This is a genomic window from Oceanomicrobium pacificus (assembly GCF_009833495.1).
GTDB lineage: Bacteria > Pseudomonadota > Alphaproteobacteria > Rhodobacterales > Rhodobacteraceae > Oceanomicrobium > Oceanomicrobium pacificus.
The window spans coordinates 918,827-940,616 of record NZ_WUWG01000003.1 but is presented as its reverse complement, the minus strand read 5'-3'; the positions used below and the strand labels follow the sequence as shown (position 1 = coordinate 940,616).

The 21,790-nt window shown below is 67.0% G+C and carries 18 protein-coding genes; 9 read left to right on the top strand and 9 right to left on the bottom strand.

Translation table 11 applies throughout. From position 1 onward, the window contains the following. The first annotated feature begins 3 nt into the window (after window positions 1-3). The 7 genes from GSH16_RS11075 (at window position 4) to xylB (ending at window position 9,241) form a co-directional block, all read left to right on the top strand. A complete protein-coding gene (locus tag GSH16_RS11075) occupies window positions 4-2,445 on the top strand; it encodes a beta-mannosidase (protein WP_160854986.1) in 2,442 nt (813 codons plus the stop codon). Then, window positions 2,445-3,134 carry a D-lyxose/D-mannose family sugar isomerase gene (locus GSH16_RS11070; RefSeq protein WP_160854984.1) on the top strand — a complete coding sequence of 230 codons (690 nt, stop codon included), beginning with the start codon at window positions 2,445-2,447 and terminating at the stop codon, window positions 3,132-3,134. Before GSH16_RS11075 ends, GSH16_RS11070 begins: the two co-directional genes overlap by 1 nt. A 27-nt stretch (window positions 3,135-3,161) precedes the next feature. Continuing rightward, complete coding sequence (locus GSH16_RS11065) at window positions 3,162-3,917, top strand: sugar phosphate isomerase/epimerase family protein (RefSeq protein WP_160854982.1); 756 nt, start codon at window positions 3,162-3,164, stop codon at window positions 3,915-3,917. A 69-nt stretch (window positions 3,918-3,986) separates the two neighbouring features. Then, the gene (locus tag GSH16_RS11060; protein ID WP_160854980.1) at window positions 3,987-5,120 is read left to right on the top strand and encodes a Gfo/Idh/MocA family protein; all 1,134 of its coding nucleotides are present in this window, start codon (window positions 3,987-3,989) and stop codon (window positions 5,118-5,120) included. Window positions 5,121-5,127: 7 nt separating this feature from the next. Continuing rightward, window positions 5,128-6,156 carry an L-glyceraldehyde 3-phosphate reductase gene (mgrA, locus tag GSH16_RS11055; RefSeq protein ID WP_160854978.1) on the top strand — a complete coding sequence of 343 codons (1,029 nt, stop codon included), beginning with the start codon at window positions 5,128-5,130 and terminating at the stop codon, window positions 6,154-6,156. A 7-nt stretch (window positions 6,157-6,163) separates the two neighbouring features. Continuing rightward, window positions 6,164-7,759, top strand: coding sequence for a glycoside hydrolase family 43 protein (locus tag GSH16_RS11050; protein WP_160854976.1), 1,596 nt, complete (start codon window positions 6,164-6,166; stop codon window positions 7,757-7,759). A gap of 33 nt (window positions 7,760-7,792) precedes the next feature. Next, window positions 7,793-9,241 carry a xylulokinase gene (gene xylB / locus GSH16_RS11045; RefSeq protein ID WP_160854974.1) on the top strand — a complete coding sequence of 483 codons (1,449 nt, stop codon included), beginning with the start codon at window positions 7,793-7,795 and terminating at the stop codon, window positions 9,239-9,241. Here the strand turns inward: xylB and GSH16_RS11040 are convergent. The 6 genes from GSH16_RS11040 to GSH16_RS11015 are packed head-to-tail and all read right to left on the bottom strand — an operon-like array spanning window position 9,238 to window position 16,161. Next, window positions 9,238-10,533: a nucleotide sugar dehydrogenase gene (locus GSH16_RS11040; RefSeq protein ID WP_160854972.1), complete on the bottom strand. Its 1,296-nt coding sequence runs from the start codon at window positions 10,531-10,533 to the stop codon at window positions 9,238-9,240. The genes xylB and GSH16_RS11040 overlap by 4 nt on opposite strands. Before the next feature lie 18 nt (window positions 10,534-10,551). Next, a complete protein-coding gene (locus GSH16_RS11035; RefSeq protein WP_160854970.1) occupies window positions 10,552-11,811 on the bottom strand; it encodes a hypothetical protein in 1,260 nt (419 codons plus the stop codon). Next, entirely contained in the window at window positions 11,808-12,491 is a 684-nt protein-coding gene (locus GSH16_RS11030) for an ATP-binding cassette domain-containing protein (protein WP_160854968.1), read from the bottom strand. Before GSH16_RS11030 ends, GSH16_RS11035 begins: the two co-directional genes overlap by 4 nt. Next, complete coding sequence (locus tag GSH16_RS11025) at window positions 12,491-13,285, bottom strand: ABC-2 transporter permease (RefSeq protein ID WP_160854966.1); 795 nt, start codon at window positions 13,283-13,285, stop codon at window positions 12,491-12,493. The genes GSH16_RS11030 and GSH16_RS11025 overlap by 1 nt, the downstream gene beginning before the upstream one ends. Continuing rightward, window positions 13,282-15,348, bottom strand: a complete 2,067-nt coding sequence (locus tag GSH16_RS11020) for a glycosyltransferase (RefSeq protein WP_160854964.1) — start codon at window positions 15,346-15,348, stop codon at window positions 13,282-13,284. Before GSH16_RS11020 ends, GSH16_RS11025 begins: the two co-directional genes overlap by 4 nt. 3 nt (window positions 15,349-15,351) lie before the next feature. Next, window positions 15,352-16,161 carry a hypothetical protein gene (locus GSH16_RS11015; protein ID WP_160854962.1) on the bottom strand — a complete coding sequence of 270 codons (810 nt, stop codon included), beginning with the start codon at window positions 16,159-16,161 and terminating at the stop codon, window positions 15,352-15,354. A 115-nt stretch (window positions 16,162-16,276) separates the two neighbouring features. Between GSH16_RS11015 and GSH16_RS11010 the strand changes: the two genes are divergently transcribed. Together GSH16_RS11010 and GSH16_RS11005 are read left to right on the top strand one after the other, a co-directional pair. Beyond that, entirely contained in the window at window positions 16,277-17,194 is a 918-nt protein-coding gene (locus GSH16_RS11010; RefSeq protein ID WP_160854960.1) for a c-type cytochrome, read from the top strand. A 108-nt stretch (window positions 17,195-17,302) separates the two neighbouring features. Then, entirely contained in the window at window positions 17,303-19,024 is a 1,722-nt protein-coding gene (locus GSH16_RS11005) for a tetratricopeptide repeat-containing sulfotransferase family protein (RefSeq protein WP_160854958.1), read from the top strand. Window positions 19,025-19,078: 54 nt separating this feature from the next. On the opposite strand, the gene GSH16_RS11000 is transcribed toward GSH16_RS11005, so the two are convergent. From GSH16_RS11000 to secG, 3 genes are all read right to left on the bottom strand, one after another. Further along, the gene (locus GSH16_RS11000) at window positions 19,079-19,522 is read right to left on the bottom strand and encodes a tellurite resistance TerB family protein (RefSeq protein ID WP_160854956.1); all 444 of its coding nucleotides are present in this window, start codon (window positions 19,520-19,522) and stop codon (window positions 19,079-19,081) included. 20 nt (window positions 19,523-19,542) lie between these two features. After that, complete coding sequence (locus GSH16_RS10995; RefSeq protein ID WP_160854954.1) at window positions 19,543-21,189, bottom strand: CTP synthase; 1,647 nt, start codon at window positions 21,187-21,189, stop codon at window positions 19,543-19,545. A gap of 183 nt (window positions 21,190-21,372) precedes the next feature. Then, a complete protein-coding gene (gene secG, locus GSH16_RS10990; protein ID WP_160854952.1) occupies window positions 21,373-21,744 on the bottom strand; it encodes a preprotein translocase subunit SecG in 372 nt (123 codons plus the stop codon). Window positions 21,745-21,790: the final 46 nt, after the last annotated feature.

Sequence of the window (21,790 nt, the reverse complement as noted above, 5' to 3'; positions counted from 1 at the left end):
CCGATGATCAATCTAGCCGGCACCTGGACCCTGCGCGATGCGCAGGGCGAGTTCGACCTGACCATGTCCCTGCCGGGCGACGTGCACAGCACGTTGACCGCGGCGGGGCTGATCCCCGAGCCCTATGCAGGCCGGAACGAATATGATGTGCGTTGGGTCGCGGACCGGGACTGGACGCTGTCGCGGCGCTTTTCCTGTGACGGCAGCGGGCCGATGTGGCTGGAACTGTCCGAACTCGACACGGTCGCGACCGTGCGGATCAACGGGCAGATGGTGCTGGAGGCCGACAACCAGCACCGGCTCTACCGCTTGGCTGTGGGCCATGCCGTGAAACCGGGCGAGAACGAGATCGAGATCACGATCCACGCCTGTCTGGACGAGGCCCGCCGCCGCTACGAAAGCCTGCCCTTTCCGGTGCCCTACAGCACCGACAACAACCCGCTGCCGCATGGCAACATGCTGCGCAAGGTGCAGTGCGATTTCGGCTGGGACTGGAACATCGCGCTCGCGCCCCTGGGCGTTCACGGGCATGTGCGGCTGGTCGAGGATACCGGCCTGACCATCGACCGTGTCGTGCCGGTGCAGACCCATGCGGATGGCGACGTGCGGCTCGATATTGCGGTTCACGTGACCGCCGATGCGGATGGTGTGCAGGACTGGTCCTGCAGGCTGGCCGCGCCCGATGGCACGGAGCAGCAGATCGAAGGCCGGGCCGACCTGCGCCGTGGCGTCCAGGTGCTCGACCTTGTGCTGGAGGTCGACACTCCCGCACTCTGGTGGCCGGCGGGGCAGGGCGACCAGCCGCTTTACGGGCTGGAGGTCGCGGTCGGGCAGGAGCGCGACTGCCGCCGCATCGGCCTGCGGGACATCACGCTCATCACCACGCCCGATGCAGTCGGCGCGCGTTTCGCCCTGTCGGTCAACGGGCGGGAAATATTCTGCAAGGGCGCGAACTGGATCCCGGCGGATGCTTTGCCCGGCCGGATCACGGCCGAGGGCATCGCCGACCTGCTCGACAGCGCGGTCGCGGCCAACATGAACATGATCCGCGTCTGGGGCGGCGGGCGCTACGAGTCGGACACCTTCTACGATGCCTGCGACGAACGGGGCCTGCTGGTCTGGCAGGATTTCATGTTCGCCTGCTCGCTCTATCCCTCGACCGACGGATTTCTGGCATCGGTGGCGGCGGAGGTCCGCGATCAGGTCGGGCGGCTCAACCATCGGGCCTCAATCGCGCTCTGGTGCGGCGACAATGAACTGCTCGGCGCGCTCACATGGTTCGAGGAGCCGTTGAAGGACCGCGACCGCTATCTCGTCTCTTACGACCGGCTCAACCGCACCATCGAAACCGCCCTGAAAGAAACCGCGCCCGATGCGATCTGGTGGCCGTCTAGCCCGTCGCCGGGGCTCCTGTCCTTCGGCGATGCCTGGCACAATGACAGTTCGGGCGACATGCACTTCTGGTCGGTCTGGCATGAGGGCAAGAGTTTCGACGCCTATCGCGCCGTCCGCCCGCGCTTCTGTTCCGAATTCGGCTTCCAGTCCTTCCCGAGCATGGATGTGGTGCGCCGTTTCGCAGAGCCGGCCGACCGCAACATCGCCTCGCCGGTTCTGGAGAGCCACCAGAAGAATGCCGGTGGCAATGCGCGGATCGCAGAGACGATGTTCCGCTATTTCCGGTTCCCTACGCGGTTCGACGATTTCGTCTATGTCAGCCAGGTTCAGCAGGCCGAGGCGATCCGCACGGCCGTCGACGGCTGGCGGGCGCTCAAGCCCCATTGCATGGGCACGCTCTATTGGCAGCTCAACGACACCTGGCCGGTGGCGAGCTGGGCCAGTCTCGACCATGGCGGGGGGTGGAAGCTCCTGCACCACGCCGCGCGGCATTTCTATGCGCCGCTGACGGCTGTGGTGTTGCCCGAGGACGGGCGCTATCGCGTCGTCGCGGTCAGCGATCTGCCCGCACCGGCCGAGATCAGCGTGGAGGTTTTTGCGCTGTCCATGTCGGGCGGGATGCGCAGTCTGGCCATGCTGACGGCAACCGTGCCGACCGATCGCGCCGACGAGATTGGCCATGTGCCGGCGGATGCGTTGGGGTCCGACGAGGTTCTGGTGGCACGCGTCACCTCGGCCCACGCGCCCGAACGTCTGGTGGTCGAGGCGCCGCGCCCCTTCAAGGGCTATGATCTGCCTGATCCGGACATCCGGACCGATGTCGCGGCCGACGGCGATGGCTGGGCGATTACGCTGACAGCCGCGCGTCCCGCTTTCTTCGTCGCCATCGAGCCGGGGCAGGCCGGGCGTCTGTCCGACAATATGCTCACGCTTCTGCCCGACCGCCCCGTGACCGTGCATTTCGCACCGTCCGCGGCGGGTGATGCCCCCGTGCCGACCATCCGGTCGCTCTATTCCGCGACCTGCCAGACAGAACAGGAGATCGCTTGATGAAACGTTCTGAAGTCAATGAAATCATTCGTGAAAGTGACAAGTTCATCCGGTCGTTCGGATTCATTCTGCCGCCCTTTGCCTACCATGATCCGGCGCAGTTGAAAGCGGCGGTCGACAGCCATTCGCCAAGCATCCGCGAAAACCGGCTCGGCTGGGACATCACCGATTACGGCAAGGGCAACTTCGCCGATCTGGGGCTGTTCCTCTTCACCACCCGCAACGGGCAGGCGGAGGATCTGAGCCGCGGGCGGGGGATGCTCTATGCGGAGAAGATCATGATCAGCCGCGACCGGCAGATCTCGCCCATGCACACGCATCACATCAAGTCCGAAGACATCATCAACCGTGGCGGCGCGACGCTGGTGATCGAACTGTTCGCCTCTGGTCCCGACGGCCAGATCGACCCGGATGCGGATGTGACCGTGGCCACCGACGGGCGATTGCGCACGCTGAAGGGCGGCGAACATCTGGCGCTCGCACCCGGCGAGAGCGTGACCCTCCATCCCGGCGACTGGCACGCCTTCTGGGGCGAGGGCGGGGATGTGCTCATCGGAGAGGTCTCCACCGTCAATGACGACCTGACCGACAATATCTTCCGCGAGCCGATCGGCCGCTTTTCCGACATCGAGGATGACGAGGCACCTGTGCACCTGCTCGTGTCCGACTATGACCGCTGGCTGGCCTGACCGGCCGCGCCACGAAGGAGAATTTCCATGACAGACTATTCCTATCAGCTCTATTCCTCCCGCAACTTCCCGACGCTGGCCGACACGCTGCGGATGCTCGGCCATCTGGGCTACGCACAGGTGGAGGGCTATGGCGGGCTCTATGCCGACCTGACCGAGGCCGACCTGCTGGCACAGCATCTGAAGGATGCCGGGCTGGAGATGGCGTCGGGCCATTTCGGTCTCGACATGGTCGAGGGTGATCCGCAGGGCGTGATCGACACGTGCAAGACGCTCGGCATACGCAAAGTGTTCGTGCCCTATCTGGTGGCAGAGGAGCGTCCGACAGATGCGGCGGGCTGGCGGGCGTTCGGCGCGCGGCTGCAGGAAGCCGGCGCGCCCTTGCGGGCCGCGGGCCTCGGCTTCGGCTGGCACAATCATGATTTCGAGTTCGTGCCGCTCGAGGATGGATCGATTCCGCAGGACCTGATCCTTGAAGGCGGACCGGAACTCGAATGGGAGGCCGATATCGCCTGGATTGCCCGGGCCGGCGCCGATCCGCTGCCCTGGATCGCCAAATATGCCGACCGGATCACCGCCGCCCATGTGAAGGATATCGCGCCGGAAGGCGAGAAGGCCGACGAGGATGGCTGGGCCGATGTGGGCGAAGGCGTGCTCGACTGGGCGGGCCTGATGGCGGCGCTCAAATCCACCAAGGCCACGCTTTTTGTCATGGAGCATGACAATCCGAGCGACGCGTCGCGTTTTGCCCGCCGGTCGCTCGACCATATGAAGGCGCTCTGAAGCGCCCCGACCATCTTGCGCCCGGCCTGCGCGGTCCGGGCGCAGCCACCCTTTCTGGAAGGACAGACCATGACCCGTATTCTTGGCGTCGGCATCATCGGATGCGGCAATATCTCCACCACCTATTTCAAGTTCGCGCCGCTGTTCAAAGGCATCGAGATGCGGGCCTGCGCGGACATGAACCCCGATGCGGCGCAGGCCCAGGCAGACGCATTCGGTCTGCGGGCGATGAGCGTCGAAGACCTGCTGGCCGCCGATGATATCGACATCATCGTCAACCTGACGATTCCGGACGCGCATTTCGCGGTCTCCAAGGCCATTCTGGAGGCCGGCAAGCATGTCTATTCGGAAAAGCCGCTTGTCCTGTCGCTGGAGGAGGGCGAGACCCTGCGCGGCCTCGCCGATGCGAAGGGCCTGAAGGTTGGCTGTGCGCCCGACACGTTCCTCGGCGGCTCGCACCAGATGGCGCGCAAGCTCATCGATGACGGGGCGATCGGATCTGTCACCTCCGGCACCGCCCATGTGATGAACCACGGCATGGAGCACTGGCATCCGAATCCGGACTTTTTCTTCCTGCCGGGCGGCGGGCCTGTGCTCGATCTCGGCCCCTATTACATCGCCAATCTCATCAACCTGCTGGGTCCGGTAGAACGGGTCGCCGCGCTGACCGGCATGGCGACGCCGACACGCACAATTTCCAGCGAACCGCGCAATGGCGAGGAGATCGCGGTCAAGACGCCGACGGACATTCATGCGCTCCTGTCCTTCAAGTCCGGCGCGGCGATCACCCTGTCGTCGAGCTGGGATGTCTGGGCGCACCGTCACGGCCATATGGAGCTTTACGGCACCGAAGGCTCGCTCTTTCTGCCCGACCCGAATTTCTTTGGCGGGACGGTCGAGATGGCCGGTCGCGACGGCGAGATTGCGCCCGTACCGCTCTGGGACCATCCGTTCGGCATCCCCAACCAGCAGCACAGTCAGGGCATGATGGCCAACCACCGTTCCGCCGGTCTGGCGGACATGGCCGCGGCGATCCTTGAGGACCGAGACTTCCGCTGTGCACTTGAGCGTGCACTCCACGGTGTGGATGTTATGCTGTCGATCCTGAAATCCGGAGAGACGGGCGCCTTCGTCACCCTCTCCACCACCTGTTCGCGCCCCGAAGCCCTGTCGATCGAACAGGCGCAGGCGCTGCTCAAATGAGGATCTGATGACCTGGACCGCCGCCGAAAACCGTTATGACACGATGCGCTACAACCGTTGCGGGCGGAGCGGGCTGAAACTGCCCGCCATCTCGCTCGGCCTGTGGCACAATTTCGGTGACGACACACCGCACGAGACCAAACAGGCGATCTGCCGGACGGCCTTCGACAACGGGATCACCCATTTCGATCTGGCCAACAATTACGGGCCACCTGCCGGGTCTGCGGAAACCGCCTTCGGGCGCATTCTGGCCGAAGATCTCGCCCCGTACCGGGACGAGATCATCGTCTCGTCCAAGGCCGGCTACCATATGTGGGACGGGCCCTACGGCGAGTTCGGCAGCCGGAAATATCTGATCGCGTCTTGCGACCAGAGCCTCAAACGGATGGGGCTCGACTATGTCGACATCTTCTATTCGCACCGGTTCGATCCCGATACGCCGCTCGAAGAGACGATGATGGCGCTCGACCATATCGTCCGGTCGGGCCGGGCGCTCTATGCAGGCATCTCGTCCTACAGCGCCGAGCGCACGCGCGAGGCGCATGCGATCCTGAAGGATCTGGGCACGCCCTGCCTGATCCACCAGCCGAGCTACTCGATGCTGAACCGCTGGGTGGAGCGCGACGGTCTGTTGGACGCGCTCGACGATCTGGGCATGGGCTCGATCGTGTTCACACCGCTTGCCCAGGGCATGTTGACGGGCAAGTATCTCAACGGCATCCCCGAGGACAGCCGCGCGGCGCAGGGCAAATCCCTGTCGCCCAACATGCTGAGCGAGGGTGCGATCAACCATATCCGCAGCCTCAACGCGATTGCGGAGCGGCGCGGCCAGACGCTGGCGCAGATGGCTTTGGCCTGGGTGCTGCGCGGCGGACGCGTGACCTCGGCGCTCATCGGGGCCAGCCGGCCCGGGCAGGTGACGGATTGCGTGGGTGCGGTGAACAATCTCGACTTCACGCAGGAAGAGCTGGACGAGATCGACCTCTATGCCCGCGAGGAGGATATCAACCTCTGGGCCAAATCGTCCGACAGCTGAGGGTCCGATGATCGAAAACCCGATCCTGCCCGGCTTCAATCCGGACCCGTCCATCTGCCGGGTGGGCGGGGATTACTATATCGCGACATCGACCTTCGAATGGTATCCCGGCGTGCAGATCCATCATTCGACCGATCTGGTGAACTGGCGGCTCGTGACCCGGCCGCTCAGCCGGGCCACGCAACTCGACATGCGTGGCAATCCCGACAGTTGCGGCATCTGGGCGCCCTGCCTGTCCCATGCGGACGGGCTGTTCTGGCTCGTCTACACGGATGTGAAACGCTATGACGGGTCCTTCAAGGACGCGCATAACTACATCGTCACCGCGCCGTCGATCGACGGGCCATGGTCGGACCCCGTCTATGTGAACAGCAGCGGCTTCGACCCGACGCTTTTCCACGATGATGACGGGCGCAAATATTTTGCCAACATGCGCTGGAACCATAGACCGAAGGGCGCCAACCCGGTCAATCCGGCGTTCGACGGAATCCTCTTGCAGGAATATGACGCGGCGGCGGGCGAGCTGGTCGGTCCGGTGCGCAATATCTTTGACGGCACGCCGCGCGGCCTGACGGAAGGGCCGCATCTCTTCAAACGCGACGGCTGGTATTACCTGACCGTGGCCGAGGGCGGGACGAGTTGGGAACATGCGGTGACGATGGCGCGGTCGCTTGACATCTGGGGGCCGTACGACCCGCATCCGGACGGGCATCTGATGACCGCCGACCATGCGCCCGAGGCGCCCCTGCAACGCACCGGGCACGGCCAGATGGTCGAGACGCCGGACGGGCGGACCTATCACACATTCCTGTGCGGGCGGCCGCTGTCGACACGCGGGCGCTGCCCGCTGGGTCGCGAAACCGGCATCGTGGCCTGCGAATGGGGCGCGGATGGCTGGCTGCGCCTGTCGGACGGGCGCGACCAGCCCGCGCTTCGGGAAGCCGCACCCGACCCGCAGGCCAGCCGCGCTGCGCCGGAGGCGGCGACCTACCGGTTCGACGGCGGTCTGCCGCTCGACTTCCAGTGGCTGCGGACGCCCGCGCCCGACCGGATTTTCGCGACCGGATCGGACGGGCTGACCCTTTTCGGGCGGGAGAGCATCGGCTCATGGTTCGAGCAAGCGCTGGTCGCGCGGCGGCAGACCGATTTCACCTTCACCGCCGAGACCGAGCTGTCCTTCGCGCCGGAGAGCTATCAGCAGGCGGCGGGGCTGACCCACTATTACAACACGCATAAGTTCTTCTTCCTTGCGGTGACGCGGGAAGAGGGGATCGGCCGCTGCCTGACGCTGATGACCTGCCCGGGGCGCTGGCCGGACCCGCATCTGGACCATCCGCTGCCGGCGCCGGTGCCGATCGGTGACGGACCGGTGCGCCTGCGCCTGTCGGTCGATCGCGACCGCGCGCAATTTTCATGGGCGCAGGGACCCGACGACTGGCAGGATATCGGGCCGGTGCTCGACGCGTCGCTCATCTCCGACGAGGCCGGGCGCGGGGCGCATGCGAATTTCACCGGAGCTTTTGTCGGCATGGCGGCTTTCGACATTTCGGGGCAGGGGCGTCCGGCGCGGTTTCCGACTTTCACTTATACGCCCGGCACCTGACCGCGGCCGGTTTTTCAACAGGGGACGAAACAGATGTATCTGGGACTGGATCTGGGCACTTCGGGCGTCAAGGCGCTGCTGATCGATGCGATGCAGACGGTGATCGGCTCGGCCACGGCGCCGCTGACCGTGTCGCGCCCGCATGATGGCTGGTCCGAACAGGAACCGGCGGACTGGATCAGCGCGACCAAGGCGGCGCTTGCGGAACTGCGCGAGGTGCACCCGCTGGCGCTCGGCGCGGTCAAGGGTATCGGGTTTTCCGGCCAGATGCACGGCGCGACGTTGCTCGATGCATCCGACGAGGTGCTCCGCCCCTGTATCCTGTGGAACGACACGCGCAGCGCGGACCAGGCCGCGGCGCTCGATGCGGACCCGCAGTTCCGGGCGCTCACTGGCAATATCGTCTTTCCGGGGTTTACGGCGCCGAAGCTTGCCTGGGTCCGCGACAATGAACCCGAAATCTTCAAAAGAGTCGCCAAAGTATTGTTGCCGAAGGACTATCTTCGTCTCTGGTTGACCGGTGAACATGTGTCGGAAATGTCCGATGCCGCCGGCACCTCATGGCTCGATACGGGCCGTCGGCAATGGTCGGACGCGCTCCTTGGCGCGACCGACCTGTCGGTCGACCATATGCCGCGGCTCGTCGAAGGGTCCGATGTGTCGGGCCAGTTGCGCGACGTGGTGGCCGACGAACTGGGACTGGATCGCGGTGTCGTCGTGGCCGGCGGTGCGGGGGACAATGCGGCCTCGGCCATTGGCATGGGGACCGTGTCGCCCGATGCGGCCTTCGTCTCGCTCGGCACGTCGGGCGTGCTCTTTGTCAGCAATGCCAGCTACTCGCCCAATCCCGACAGCGCCGTACATGCCTTTTGCCACGCGCTGCCGGGCCTGTGGCACCAGATGGGTGTGATCCTGTCGGCCACCGACGCGCTCAACTGGTATGCGGGCATTGCCGGACGGTCGGCGGCGGACCTGACCGGAGCCTTGGGCGACCGGTTGCAGGCCCCCGGTGACGTGACCTTCCTGCCATACCTGTCCGGCGAGCGCACACCGCACAATGATGCAAAGGTCCGCGGGCTCTTTGCCGGATTGTCCCACGGGGCCGATCAGGCGGCGCTGACCCGCGCCGTGCTCGAAGGGGTCGGCTTCGCGCTGCGCGACAATCTCGATGCGCTGCGCAGCGCCGGTGCGGCGCCAGCGGCGGTGAGCGCGGTCGGCGGCGGGGCCAGGTCGGACTATTGGCTGAAGCTGATCGCCACCGTGCTCGACCTGCCGGTCGAAGTGCCGGCGGACGGGGATTTCGGCGCCGCCTTCGGGGCTGCGCGGCTGGGGCTGATCGCGGCCGAAGGGCTGGAACCGACCGCCGTATGCCGCCCGCCCGCCGTTGCGCGCCGGATCGCGCCCGAAGCATCCCTGCGCGACGCGTTCGCCGCGGTACATCTGCGCTATCGCGCGCTCTATCCTGCGGTTGCGGCGATCTAGAGCGACCAGTAGAGCCGCCCGCCGGCCTGTGACGGGTCGAGCACGGCCCGCACGTCGATCATCGCCCCGTCTTTGGCCACCAGCGCCCAGGGCGGGCGCTGATGGTCCAGATAGCGCGCATGGGGCACCGCAAGGATCGCGAGGTCGAGGTCCCGCATCTCCTCATAGTCGCACCAATTGAGGCGGTTGGAATGGCGGCGCACGGCCTCGGACCCGGCATGCGGGTCATGGACGCGGGGCCGGATGCCATAGGCTTCCAGTTCCTCGATCATGTCGAACACTTTGGAATTGCGCAGGTCGGGCACGTTTTCCTTGAAGGTCAGGCCGAGGATGCCGACCTTGGCCTCCGACGGGCTGCGGGCAAGGCGGGCCAGCAGGCGCACGGCCTTTTCGGCCACGAAGCGCCCCATCCGGTCATTGACGCGGCGCCCCGACAGGATGACCTGCGGGTGATAGCCCAGTTCCTCGGCCCGGGCGGTCAGATAGTAGGGGTCGACCCCGATGCAATGGCCGCCGACCAGCCCCGGCCGGAAGTCGAGGAAATTCCATTTGGTCCGCGCGGCGGCCAGAACGTCCGCGCTGCGGATGCCGAGCCGGTCGAAGATGAGCGCGCATTCGTTCATCAGCGCGATATTGAGGTCGCGCTGGGTGTTCTCGATCACCTTTGCCGCCTCGGCCACCATGATCGAGGGCGCGGCATGGAGCCCGGCCTCGATGATCGGGCCGTAGACAGCAGCCATCCGGGCCAGCGAGGGGCTGTCCTGCGCCGAAAGCACCTTGGTGATCTGCGCGAGGCCCCGGGCCCGGTCGCCGGGATTGATCCGCTCTGGCGAGTAGCCGAGCGTGAAATCGACGCCTGCGATCAGGCCCGATGCCGCTTCAAGCCACGGGCCGCACAGGTTTTCCGTGGCGCCGGGATAGACGGTGCTCTCGAAAACCACGACCGCACCGGGGCGCAGATAGGGGCCGATGAGCGCGCAGGCCGACTGGAGCGGCGAGAAATCGGGCCGACGGGCGCGGTCGATGGGTGTGGGCACGGTCACGACGAAAAAGGAACACCCGTCCAGCGCATCCGGCGCGTCCGACAGGTGCAGGCGGGTGGTTGCGAGCCGGTCCGGCGCCACCTCGCCGGTCTCGTCCTCGCCGGAGCGGAGCGCCTCGACCCGCGCCCGGTTGGTGTCGAAGCCGCGCACATCCGCAAACTGCTCGGACAGGGCAACCGCCACCGGCAGGCCGACATAACCGAGCCCGATCACCGCGATCCGCTCATCCACCGGATTGTCATAGGCCATGTGACGGTCCCCCTGCGTTCAATAGCTGCCATGGTGGCTGAGGCTGCGTTTCAGCAGGTGCAGCACGGCGAAAACCGTCGCCAGCAAAGCCGTGGCGAGAAGGAATATCCGAAACGGCGCGGGCGCGGCTGGGGCATTTCCGGCGAAGGGCGGGGCCAGGATGCGCAGGACCGTCGGGTCGAGCGCGATGCTCGTGCGCGCGGCCTGCAGCGCGGTCCCGGCCGCCCGGCGCGCGTCGCGCGCGGCGGCCAGACGGGCTTCGGCCGTGTCGAAGGCCAGGATGCGCGCGCCGGTGGAGCCCGTCATGTCGGGTGATCCGGCCAGCGCGGCTTCGGCGCGGGCGATCTGGGCGTCGAGCAGGTCCGCCTGTTCCAGGTCGCCCAGCGTTGCGGGGGACAGGCCGCCCTCTGTCCAGCTGGCATGGCTCGACCGGCCGAGCCTGTCGCGGGCCGCCTCCAGTTCCGCAAGATAGCCGTAGGTCAGGCGTGCCCGTTCGCGCGGGTCGACATCGCCTGTTTGCCGCTGGAGCGCACGCAGCCGGGCAACGGATTCTGCTTCGGCTGCTGCCGCGCGACGTTCCACCTGTTCGAGACGCGCGATCCGCGTCCGGTTGATCGACCGTGCTTCTGCCTCGATCCGGTCCCGCGCCGCATCCAGCACATGCTCTGCGGCGGCTTCGGCGGCCAAGGGCGACAGACCTTCGATCGTGAGGGTGGAAAGCCCGCTCTGGATGTCCACCTTGACGCGCACACGGTCACGGTGCCGTTGGAGGTCGCTGCGCGGATCGAGGCGGGCCAAGAGGCCGGCCAGGGGGCCGGCCGAAGGCGCAGCTGTCGCATCGTCGGCCAGAAGCGCCATCATTTCCGCCGACAGGATATAGGCCCGCACAAGCTGCGCCGCCTGCGCAGACGGGCTGAGATCCTCGCGGCTCAGGATTGCGCGGTTCGAAGCATCGACCGTGCCGCCCGAGACGAGGATCGAGAATTGCGCTTCGGCATCATATCGCGGCGGCAGAAGCATCTGTGCACCGAGGGCGAGCGCGATAGCCGGCAGGAGCACGAGAAGGGCAAAGGCAAGCGCCCCGCGCCGTGTCCGCCGGCGCCCGTCGGCGGCCCAGCGGGCGGCCATAGCGTCGAGCGCGCCGGCGTCCGGCAGGCGGGTCTCCAATGCCGCGCGCTCGGCCTCGGCCTGTGCGTCCAGTTCCGCCTGCCGGCGCTGGCGGGCTTCCTCGGCGCGGCGTGCCCGATCGTCGTCGCGGTGGTCGAGGTCGAGGCTCATGCCGCAGCCTCCGTCTGATTGTGCGGCTCGACGCGCGCCGCGGCGACGAGGCGTTCGGCCTCCGCGCTCGACCGGCAGGGCAGCAGATGGCCGCGGACAAGCGCAAAGGGCCGGCATCCGAACCGGTCGACCAGCCGCGCGTTCCGGGTCACCAGCAGAAGGCCGCTCGTCTCCAGCGCGCGGTCGAGTAGCGCATCGCACAGCGCGCGATGGGCCGTGTCGCCGGTGCCGACCATCTCGTCTGCGAGCAGGATCTGGGACGGCATCGCGTAGCTCAGGGCAAAGCCGAGCCGCGCGCGCATGCCGTTTGTGTAGCCCGACATCGGCGCGTCGAACCGTGCGCCCAGATCGGCCACCTCGCGGCAGAAGGCGCGCACCGGCCCGGCCGGCACATCGGCGAGCCGCGCGAGCAGGGTCACATTGGCCGCGCCGGACAGGCTCGTGTGGAACTGCCCGCTTGCACCGAGCGGCGGGGAGATCGGGCAGAGCCGCCGCACGCAACCCGAGGTCGGCGCAAGCGCGCCGGACGCGAGCCGGATCAATGTCGATTTGCCCGACCGCCCGTCGCCCAGCACCGCCACCCGGTCATGCGGCCCGAGCCGAAGGCTGACATCTTTCAGGATGCCGCGGCAGCGCCGCCCCTTGCGCTCGATATAGCTGACAGCGTCGAAACAGAGCATCAGCGGTCCTCCGGCGCGGGCAGGAGGGCAGCGATGAGCAGACAGGCACCTGCAACGCCGAGCGGGAAAAGCGGCCGGGCGATGTCGGTCTGATACTGTTCCAGATAGCCGCTGCGCAGCACCTCCGTCACATGCAGGAGCGGGTTCCAGATGAAGAGTGCGAGCAGCCGCGCCGGCAGTTCTGCCGCGGTGAAGAAAATGCCGGAAATCCAGAAGAGCGGGCGCAGGGCGAGCGGGATGAGCCGCCGCGCGGATTCGCTCAAACCCATGGTGCGCGCGGCCAGGATGCCGAAGCCCGTGCCAAGCGCCCAGGCCAGCCCGAGCCCGTTCAGCGCGCCGAGCACGTCGGCAATCTGCGCGCTCGCCGGGTCGTAGAGCGCCAGCAGCCCGCGGATAAGACCCAGAAGCAGCATCGCGTTCAGCGCTTCGATCAGGGCGGCGGCGATGAAGATGTCCCCCGCTCGAATACCCTCCCAGCCCAGCACATGGCGGTGGTGGCTGGGCGCGCGGGTCATCGCCGTCACGGTCTGGCGGAACACGACATATCCGATCATGCCCGATGCCACGAAACTCGCCGTGTCGGTCAGCACCGTCGGTGCGCGCCCCAGATAGTCGAAAGACAGGACCAGCCCGCCGATCCAGATGAGCGGCACGACAAAGGTCCAGCCATAGCCGACCATGCCCTGCGAGAGACGCAGCCGGACCTCGCGCTCGGCGATGAACCCGACCACGGCGGCCCAACGCAGGGCGCCGCCGCCCGGCCGTCGGGTCAGCTCGCCGGCGCGCGCGCTCACGACAGGTGCCTCGATGCGCCGCTCCGTGCCGCCTGCACCGGTGGCAGGTGCGGCACCGCCGGACCGGGGTCGGGCGGTGCCGCCGCCTGTGGGGGCACGGCGGGGGCCATATCGGGCAGGGGCTGACCGGCAAGAAGCAACTCCGTCGCATCGAGAATCCGCGGCAGGGCAAACCGCTCTGCTGCAAAGGTGCGCCCGGTGGCACCCATGGCGGCGGCGCGGGCCCGATTGCCCAGAAGATCCAGCACGGCCATGGTCGCCGCGTCCGGATCGAACGGGTCGGCCGAAGGCAGCAGCAGGCCGGAGCGGCCCGGCAGGAACGTATCCGCCGCGCCACCCGCAGGCGTCGAGATGACGGGCAGGCCCGCCATCTGCGCCTCGATTAGCACGTTTGGCAGCCCTTCGAAGCGCGACAGAAGCATGAAAAGGTCCATCCGTCCGAGCCAGAAGCCGACATGGGCGGTTTCACCGGTGAAAAGGATCCGCTCGCGGATGCCGAGGTCGGAAGCCAGCGTTTCGCAGGCCGCGCGGTCCGGTCCGTCACCGACGAGGATACAGGCGAGCCCCGGGTGCGCGGCCATCGCGCGGGCCGCGACCGCAATCCAGTCTTGCGGGCGCTTGTTCGCGGTGAAACGGAAGATCCCGCCAAGGACCGCCGGATCGGGGCCGAGGCGGTCGGCAAACCCCTTCCAGAGCCGCGCCTGATCGAGCGGGGCCTCCGCCGGCAGGGGGGCCACGGCATTGGGCAGGTAGCGGCATCCGTCCGCAGGCAGGCCGAGCCAGTCGCGATAGGCATCCGCGGCCGGCCGGCTGTTGGCAGTGAGCGTGACACCGGGAATGGTTGCCAGCGCGCGATACATGTCGTGATATTCCGCGCGGTCGCGGTCGGTCCGCAGGTTGGGCGGCAGACCCCGCAGGCTGATGAGGATGCGCGGCACGCCGGCGACGAGCGCCGCCAGCGCCGCCATCAGGACCGCGCCATCCTGCCAGATGTATACCGTGTCGGGCTGGCGCTGGCGCAGATGGGGCAGGAGCCGCAGGAGCCCCACCTGCGCCTGCGCGGGCAACAAGGGAACGAGCCGCCCAAGCTGGCTGTCGCCTTCCATCGCGCAGTCGGGCGTCCGTGAGAGGTCCGTGAGCGGCACCTCCGCCGCATCGAGAACCGGCCGGAAATGGCCGCGGTCGCTGCTGCTCGACGCGTCGGTCACGACCATGTCGACGGGCCCGGAGCCGCGCGCGCGGCGGCGCTCCTGCAGGGCAGCTGCGATCATGGAGCATTGGCGCTCGGCGCCGCCCGCCGCGAGCGAGCCGGTGACGAATGTGACCGGACCGTCGCCGGAGACGAGACGCGGACGGCGCTGCGCAAAGAGATCGAGCGCGGCGTGCAGCGCACGGGCGGAGGGCTGGGCATTGCGCGTCTCCGCGCGGCGGCGGTCGAGCGTGTCGAGCGCGCGCGCCGCGGCACCGATATCATCCAGAAGCTTGCGCCCGGTCGGCGACAGTCGGGCTGTTTCCAGATGCCGCGCCTCGGCCCGCGCCTCCGCGATCCGTCCGGCGGCAAGCAGGTGGCGCGCAAGGATCTGCCGGCTCCGGACAGGTTTGCGGCTGCACGCCAGCGCGTCGCGCGCGGCGGCCACCGCGCCGTCCCGGTCGCCAAGTTCCACCAGCAGGTCGGCCATCAGGGCTGGGTTGCCCGCGTGGCGGTCCGCCAGCGTCCGGGCGTCCGACAGGCGCCCGGCGCGCCGCATCCAGCGGAGCGCCATGCGCAGGCCGGTCCGGTTGCGGGGGAAGCGGTCGGAGAAGGCCTGCCAGCTGTCCGCCATATCCGCCTTCCGGCGCGAGGCCTCCCAGAGTCGCAACAGGGTTTCCTGCGCCATCTCGTTCTGTGGTGCGAGGCGCAGGAGCGCTTCGGCCTGCTCGATGCGGGCCCGCGCCTGCGCCGCATCCGGCGTGCCGCCGAGCAGGAGTTTCGAGGCTTCTTCGATCCGGTCGGGGTCGATGGACGCCGCCGGCCGTTCCGCCTGCAACGGTCGGGTCAGGAAAGGGGCGAGCAGATCGGCCATGGGTCAGACCGCCATCCGCCGCGGGGCGGTCAGGTGGCGCTCGGTCCATTCTGCGGCCAGCACCTCCTCGAACGCGGGCGTGTAGTGCGTCAGGCTGCCGCCCTCGCTTTGCATGGCGCGGCTCTGGCCGTAGCGGTCAACCGCATCGGTCGGGTCGGAAAAATCCGCCCCGAGGGCGCGCAGAACGCCGGAGACCATCTCGATATAGGCGTGCCGCGACGGGATCGGCGATCCGTCCGGCAGCCGTGCATCGACATGGGTGACGAACAGGACCCGCGGCAGGGTGCGCATGAGCCAGCCGATATCCGCCGCCAGCCGTGCGGGGCTGGCCAGTTCCAGCCGGATCGCGCGCAGGAGCGCCTGCCGGTCCGCGTCGAGCGCGCGGTAGGCGGGCATCTCTGCCAGGCGTTCTGCGCGCAGGTCCGCATCCTCCGACCGGCAGAGCCGCCAGAAAGCCGCGCCGCGTGCCCGGTCGGAAAAGACCTCCGGCACGTGGCGGGACAGGTAGTTGAGCTGGATCACCGCATCGCCGACGCGGATCGTCTTGGCCGAGCTCAACTCGACCACATAGACATCTGCCAGCAGGCCGTCGCCGCCCGAATGGTCAGGGCCGCTGTTGGGCATGATGAGCGGGCGCAGCCGGTCCGGCGGGTCAAACGCGCCGGTCAGGTAGCGCACCTGCTGCACCGCCTCGGCCGCACTGTGGGTGTAGCCGTAAATGCCGCTCGTCTCGAGCCGGTAGCCGCCCGCCGCCGCGCCGCGCCGCAGCGGATTGGCGACCCGGCACGAACCTATTGGCGTGACCTTCAGCATTGCCTACCATCCCCCGAGCGACTGATTACCGGTCCATGAGGCTGGGGCAGGGGGTGTTAAAGGTGGGTAAACTTTTAGGCGAATTTAAATCAACCATAGATTGATCGGGGTCAACATGCTGCGTTTTCTGGGAATTTTGGCCCTTTTGGGTCTGGCCGGCCTGGCTCTCTTCTGGGTGCTGACCCGTCCGGAACGGATTGATCCGGATGTGCTGGCCGGTCTGGCCGGCGATGCAGCGCGCGGCGAGCGGATCTTCCATTTGGGCGGGTGTGCTTCCTGCCATGCCGCGCCGGAGGCTGAGGGAGAAGCCCGTCTTGTGCTCGCAGGCGGGCGGCGTCTGGCCTCGCCCTTCGGGACCTTCGTCGCGCCCAACATCTCCAGCGATCCGGAGCACGGGATCGGGGGTTGGACGGCGGAAGACCTCGTCAACGCGATGCAGTTCGGCACAAGCCCCGAGGGCACGCATTTCTACCCCGCCTTTCCCTACACATCCTACCGGCGGATGGACTTGGGGGACATTGTCGACCTCCACGCCTATCTCGGCACCTTGCCGCCGGACGCGACGCCGAGCGTGGGCCATGACCTGCCCTTTCCCTTCACGATCCGGCGCGGGCTCGGCCTGTGGAAACGGCTGCATCTGAAGGATGGTCCGGTCCTGCCGCCCGAGAGCCTGTCCGCCGAGGCGCAGGCCGGGCAGGTTCTCGTCGAAGGCGGTGGCCATTGCGGCGAGTGCCATACGCCGCGCGGGCTGACCGGTGGGCTCGCGCTTGGCAACTGGCTGGCCGGCGCGGCCAACCCCTCGGGCGAGGGGCGCATTCCCGACATCACACCTGGGCCGGACGGGATCGGCGACTGGTCGGTCGCGGATATCGCAGGCTACCTGACGACGGGCTTCACGCCGGAGTTCGACAGCGTCGGCGGTGAAATGGTCGAGGTCGTGAAGAACATGGCCGCCTTGCCTGAAGCCGACGTTCAGGCGATCGCCGCCTATCTGGCCGAGGTGCCGGCATCGGGCGGTGCAAGCGCGGACTGACAGGCGCGGGGATACACAGCCGTTCGCCCGACCGTCGGGTCGGGGCTGGACCCGGGCCGCCGTTTGGCGCTATCTGCTCGCATCACAAGAAAGGAAGGCGCCCGCCCCGTGTCGCAGAAGCTCACCATTCCCCAGTCGCTCGACCTTGCCATCCGCGAAGCCAAGTCCGGCCGCCTGACCCGTGCGGAGAATATCGTCGGCTCGGTGCTGGCGGCTGTTCCGAACCATCCCGGCGCGCTGCAACTGGGCGCGCAGATCAAGGAACTGCGCAAGACCGCGCAGCCCAATCCGAAGCTCTGGATGCCGATTGCGCGGAAGATCGAGGCGGGCGAACTGGAGGAAGCCGAGCAGGAGCTGATCGAGCTGCAGAAGAAATTCCCTGGCGGCTTCGCGGTCTATGTCCTGAGGGGTGACATCTGCCTGACCGGGCGGCTCTATGAACCCGCTTTCGGTTTCTATCTGCAGGCCACGAAAATCCGGCCCGCCGATCCCGAGGGGCATTTCAAGCTCGGCCTTGCGCTTTTCCGCTGGGGGCGGGAGCCCGAAGCAGTGCAGGCCTTTGCCAATGCCGACCGGCTGAAGCCCGGCGATCGGGAAGCGCGCCTGTGGCTGGCGCGCGCGCTTGACCGGGCGGAGCGCACGCCAGAGGCGCTGGAGCTCCTCGACGCGCTGATTGCGGAGCATCCCAAGCGGGGCGAGTTGCACGCCCATCGCGGCGACATGCTCATCACCACGGGGCGGATCGACGAGGGCCGAGATAGCCTGATGCGCGCGATCGAATTGAACCCGAAGGCCGGATTTGCCTATGCGGCGCTGGCCCGCTCGCGCAAGGTCAAGGAGGGTGACGCGGTCATCGAACTGGCCACGAAAGCGGCCGAGGCCATGGCCGGAGACGGAGAGGACAACCAGTCCGTCGCCTTTGCGCTCGGCAAGATCCACGAGGATCTGGGCAATGCCGAAGAGGCCGCGCGCTGGTACAAGCGCGGCAACGACCTGCAGCGGGAAAACCTCGCTTTCGACGTTTCCGCCGCGCTGAACGATTTCGGCCGGATGGCGCAGGATTTCGATGCGAAATTCCTCGCTGGCTTGCCGGCACCGACCGGCAAGCCGGACCTGCCGATCTTTGTGGTCGGCATGCCGCGCTCGGGCACCACACTGGTGGAGCAGATCATCTCCAGCCATCCGGAGGTGGCGGGTGCGGGCGAGCAGCGCTTCGTGTCGCGCCAGTTCGTGCGCTTCATCCGCACCTATGGCGCGGCGGAGAGTTTTGCGGATATTCCCGACCTGCAGCAGAAATGTGCCGAGACCGGCGACATGATCCGCGAGGCGCTGCGCGAGGTAGGCGGCGGCGCGGCCCGCGTAACCGACAAGATGCCGGCCAATTTCCAGTATATCGGGTTCATCCGCGCGGTGTTGCCGGATGCGAAAATCGTCCATTGCGTGCGCGACGCGCGGGACAATGTCCTGTCGATCTACAAGAACAATTTCGCTGCACCGGGCATGGGCTACTCCAACGACATGGGCGACCTTGCAGCATATAGAAACGCGTACAACCAATTGATGCAGCATTGGAAATCGGTTCTGCCCGATCACGTCTACGACATTGAATATGCCAAGCTGACCGCCAATCCGGAGGCGGAAGCCCGAGCGCTCATCGCGCATCTCGGGCTCGAATGGGACGATGCCTGCCTGGAATTCTACAAATCCAAGCGCGCGATCCGCACCGCATCGGTGACGCAGGCCCGCCAGCCGATCTACCAAAGCTCGGTCGAAGCCTGGCGGAAGTTCGAGGAACCGCTGGCGCCGCTCTTCGGCGCGCTCGATCACTGAAATGACAAAAGCCGCCCCGGGGGCGGCTTTTTCAACAGGCGGTCCGGTGGACCGTCAGTCCGATTGCATCGCGCGCTGGCGCGCCAGTCCGCTGTCCACATCGGACACGCCGATCAGGCTGACCACAAGCCGCAGGAACCCGTTTTCATCCGATCCGCGGCTGTCATCGGCCAGAACCACGCGCCAGAGCGCCTCGGCCACCTTGTCGCGTTCCTCATAGGGCACGGCATCCTTGATGACGCGCGTGAAGCGCACCGTATCGGGCGCCTTGGCCTCGGCTTCCTCGGCCTCCGCCCGCAGGGCGGCGGCGGCGGCCGCGTCGAGCCCGTAGCGTTCGGCCAGCACGCGGTCGATCGTCTCGGCCTCCACCAGCGCATAATCATCATCCGCCCGCGCGGCCCGCACAAGAAGCGCGGCCAGCGCCAGCCGGCAATCTTCTGCCGGCATGGTTTCGGTCGAGGGGTCGCCAAACAGGCGGGAGAGTAGGGATTCGATCATCTCGTGTGCCGCTCCGTGGTTCAGACGAGCCGCGACTGTTCGACAGCCGCTCGCACAAAGTCGGCAAAGAGCGGGTGCGGGTCAAACGGTTTCGACTTCAATTCGGGGTGAAACTGGACGCCGATGAACCAGGGGTGGTCCTTGTACTCGACGATCTCCGGCAGGCGCCCGTCGGGCGAGAGGCCGGAAAAGTCGAGGCCGCAGCCCTCCAGCTTGTCGCGATATTTGATATCGACCTCGTAGCGGTGGCGGTGGCGCTCCGAAATATCCGTGCGGCCGTAGATCTCCGCGACTTTCGAGCCCTCCTTCAGCACGGCGTCATAGGCGCCGAGCCGCATCGTGCCGCCCTTGTCGTCATCGGCATCGCGCTGGATCGTCCGGTTGCCCTCGACCCATTCCTTCAGGTGGTAGACGACCGGTGTGAACCGCTTCTCGCCTGCCTCATGGTCGAATTCCTCCGAGCCGGCATCGCTGAGGCCGGCGAGGTTGCGCGCCGCCTCGATGACGGCCATCTGCATGCCAAGGCAGATACCCAGATAGGGGATTTTCTTTTCACGCGCATATTGCGCGGCCTTGATCTTGCCTTCGGTGCCGCGTTCGCCGAAGCCGCCGGGCACGAGGATCGCGTTGAACCCTTCCAGATGGGCGGCAATATCTTCCGACCGGTCGAACACTTCGCTGTCGATCCATTCGGCGCGGACCTTGACGCGGTTCTTCATCCCGCCATGGGTGAGCGCCTCGGCGATGGATTTGTACGCATCTTCCAACTGGGTGTATTTCCCGACGATGGCGACCCGCACCTCGCCTTCGGGATTGTAGACCCGGTCGGCCACGTCGGCCCAAGTAGTCAGGTCCGGTTTCGGCGCAGGCGCGATGCCGAACGCGTCGAGCACCGCCTGGTCGAGCCCTTCGCGGTGATATGCAAGCGGCGCCTCGTAGATCGACTTCAGGTCCTGCGCGGCGATCACACTGTCGGGCCGCACGTTGCAGAAGAGCGCCAGCTTGTCGCGTTCCTTCTTCGGGATCGGTCCCTCGGAGCGGCAGACCAGTACATCCGGCGCCAGCCCGATCGAGCGCAACTCCTTGACGGAATGCTGGGTCGGCTTGGTTTTCAACTCGCCCGAGGCCGCGATATAGGGCAGCAGCGTCAGATGCATGAATATGCACTGGCCGCGCGGACGGTCCTGCGCGAACTGGCGGATGGCCTCGAAGAAGGGCAGGCCCTCGATATCGCCGACCGTGCCGCCGATCTCGCAGAGCATGAAATCCACCTCGTCGTCACCAATGTCGAGGAAGTCCTTGATTTCGTTGGTAACGTGGGGAATGACCTGAATGGTCTTGCCCAGATATTCGCCGCGGCGTTCCTTCTCCAGCACGGTGGAATAGATCCGGCCCGACGACACGCTGTCTGTCTTGCGGGCGGCAACGCCGGTGAACCGTTCGTAATGGCCGAGGTCGAGGTCGGTTTCCGCCCCGTCATCGGTCACGAACACCTCGCCATGCTCGAAGGGCGACATGGTGCCGGGATCGACGTTGAGATAGGGATCGAGCTTGCGCAGCCGGACCGAATAGCCGCGCGCCTGCAGGAGCGCGCCGAGTGCCGCCGACGCAAGGCCTTTGCCAAGCGAGGACACAACGCCACCGGTAATGAAAATGTAACGTGCCATGCCTGTATGGCCCCCGTGATTGTCTGGTTATCTGGTCCGGCCCCGAGGGACCGCGCGACGATGCATCACGGGACTCAACGCATACAGGATTCGACCCTGACCGACAAGGTCAGGCGCGCGTGCTCTCGTGATGTCCGGAATTGACCGCGCCGCAAGCGGCGGCGCGGGGTAGAGCGTGCCGGGTCAGTCGGCTGCCGGCGGCGTGGCCGGCGCGTCATCCGCGCTCGGCGGCAGAAGCGACCCTTCGAGACCGGCCGGGGCCGGCGGTGCAAGGTTATCGTCACCCTCGGTCACCTCGACCCGGTCGATGACCGAACCGGTGTTGGCATTGCGGGCCGAGAAGATCGTCAGCGTCAGCGAGGTGACGAGGAACGCCACGGCAAGGATCCATGTCAGCTTGGTCAGCGCAGTTGCCGCCGCACGGCCGCTCATCAGGCCGCCGCCACCGCCGCCGCCACCGATGCCGAGGCCACCGCCTTCGGACCGTTGCAGAAGCACGGTGCCGATCAGCGCCAGCGCAAGCAGAAGGTGAATGACCAAGACAACGTTTTCCATGGGTTCGCCGTATCTTCCATAGCCTGTGCGCACCACCCGCGGGCGA

What these genes read in the sequence shown, in the direction of transcription:
- xylB (WP_160854974.1), top strand. Translation starts at nt 7,793, where the DNA reads ATGTATCTGGGACTGGATCTGGGCACTTCGGGCGTCAAGGCGCTGCTG.
- secG (WP_160854952.1), bottom strand. Translation starts at nt 21,744, where the DNA reads ATGGAAAACGTTGTCTTGGTCATTCACCTTCTGCTTGCGCTGGCGCTG.
- GSH16_RS11000 (WP_160854956.1), bottom strand. Translation starts at nt 19,522, where the DNA reads ATGATCGAATCCCTACTCTCCCGCCTGTTTGGCGACCCCTCGACCGAA.
- GSH16_RS10995 (WP_160854954.1), bottom strand. Translation starts at nt 21,189, where the DNA reads ATGGCACGTTACATTTTCATTACCGGTGGCGTTGTGTCCTCGCTTGGC.
- GSH16_RS11040 (WP_160854972.1), bottom strand. Translation starts at nt 10,533, where the DNA reads ATGGCCTATGACAATCCGGTGGATGAGCGGATCGCGGTGATCGGGCTC.
- GSH16_RS11075 (WP_160854986.1), top strand. Translation starts at nt 4, where the DNA reads ATGATCAATCTAGCCGGCACCTGGACCCTGCGCGATGCGCAGGGCGAG.
- GSH16_RS11010 (WP_160854960.1), top strand. Translation starts at nt 16,277, where the DNA reads ATGCTGCGTTTTCTGGGAATTTTGGCCCTTTTGGGTCTGGCCGGCCTG.
- GSH16_RS11035 (WP_160854970.1), bottom strand. Translation starts at nt 11,811, where the DNA reads ATGAGCCTCGACCTCGACCACCGCGACGACGATCGGGCACGCCGCGCC.
- mgrA (WP_160854978.1), top strand. Translation starts at nt 5,128, where the DNA reads ATGACCTGGACCGCCGCCGAAAACCGTTATGACACGATGCGCTACAAC.
- GSH16_RS11050 (WP_160854976.1), top strand. Translation starts at nt 6,164, where the DNA reads ATGATCGAAAACCCGATCCTGCCCGGCTTCAATCCGGACCCGTCCATC.
- GSH16_RS11020 (WP_160854964.1), bottom strand. Translation starts at nt 15,348, where the DNA reads ATGGCCGATCTGCTCGCCCCTTTCCTGACCCGACCGTTGCAGGCGGAA.
- GSH16_RS11065 (WP_160854982.1), top strand. Translation starts at nt 3,162, where the DNA reads ATGACAGACTATTCCTATCAGCTCTATTCCTCCCGCAACTTCCCGACG.
- GSH16_RS11070 (WP_160854984.1), top strand. Translation starts at nt 2,445, where the DNA reads ATGAAACGTTCTGAAGTCAATGAAATCATTCGTGAAAGTGACAAGTTC.
- GSH16_RS11030 (WP_160854968.1), bottom strand. Translation starts at nt 12,491, where the DNA reads ATGCTCTGTTTCGACGCTGTCAGCTATATCGAGCGCAAGGGGCGGCGC.
- GSH16_RS11060 (WP_160854980.1), top strand. Translation starts at nt 3,987, where the DNA reads ATGACCCGTATTCTTGGCGTCGGCATCATCGGATGCGGCAATATCTCC.
- GSH16_RS11015 (WP_160854962.1), bottom strand. Translation starts at nt 16,161, where the DNA reads ATGCTGAAGGTCACGCCAATAGGTTCGTGCCGGGTCGCCAATCCGCTG.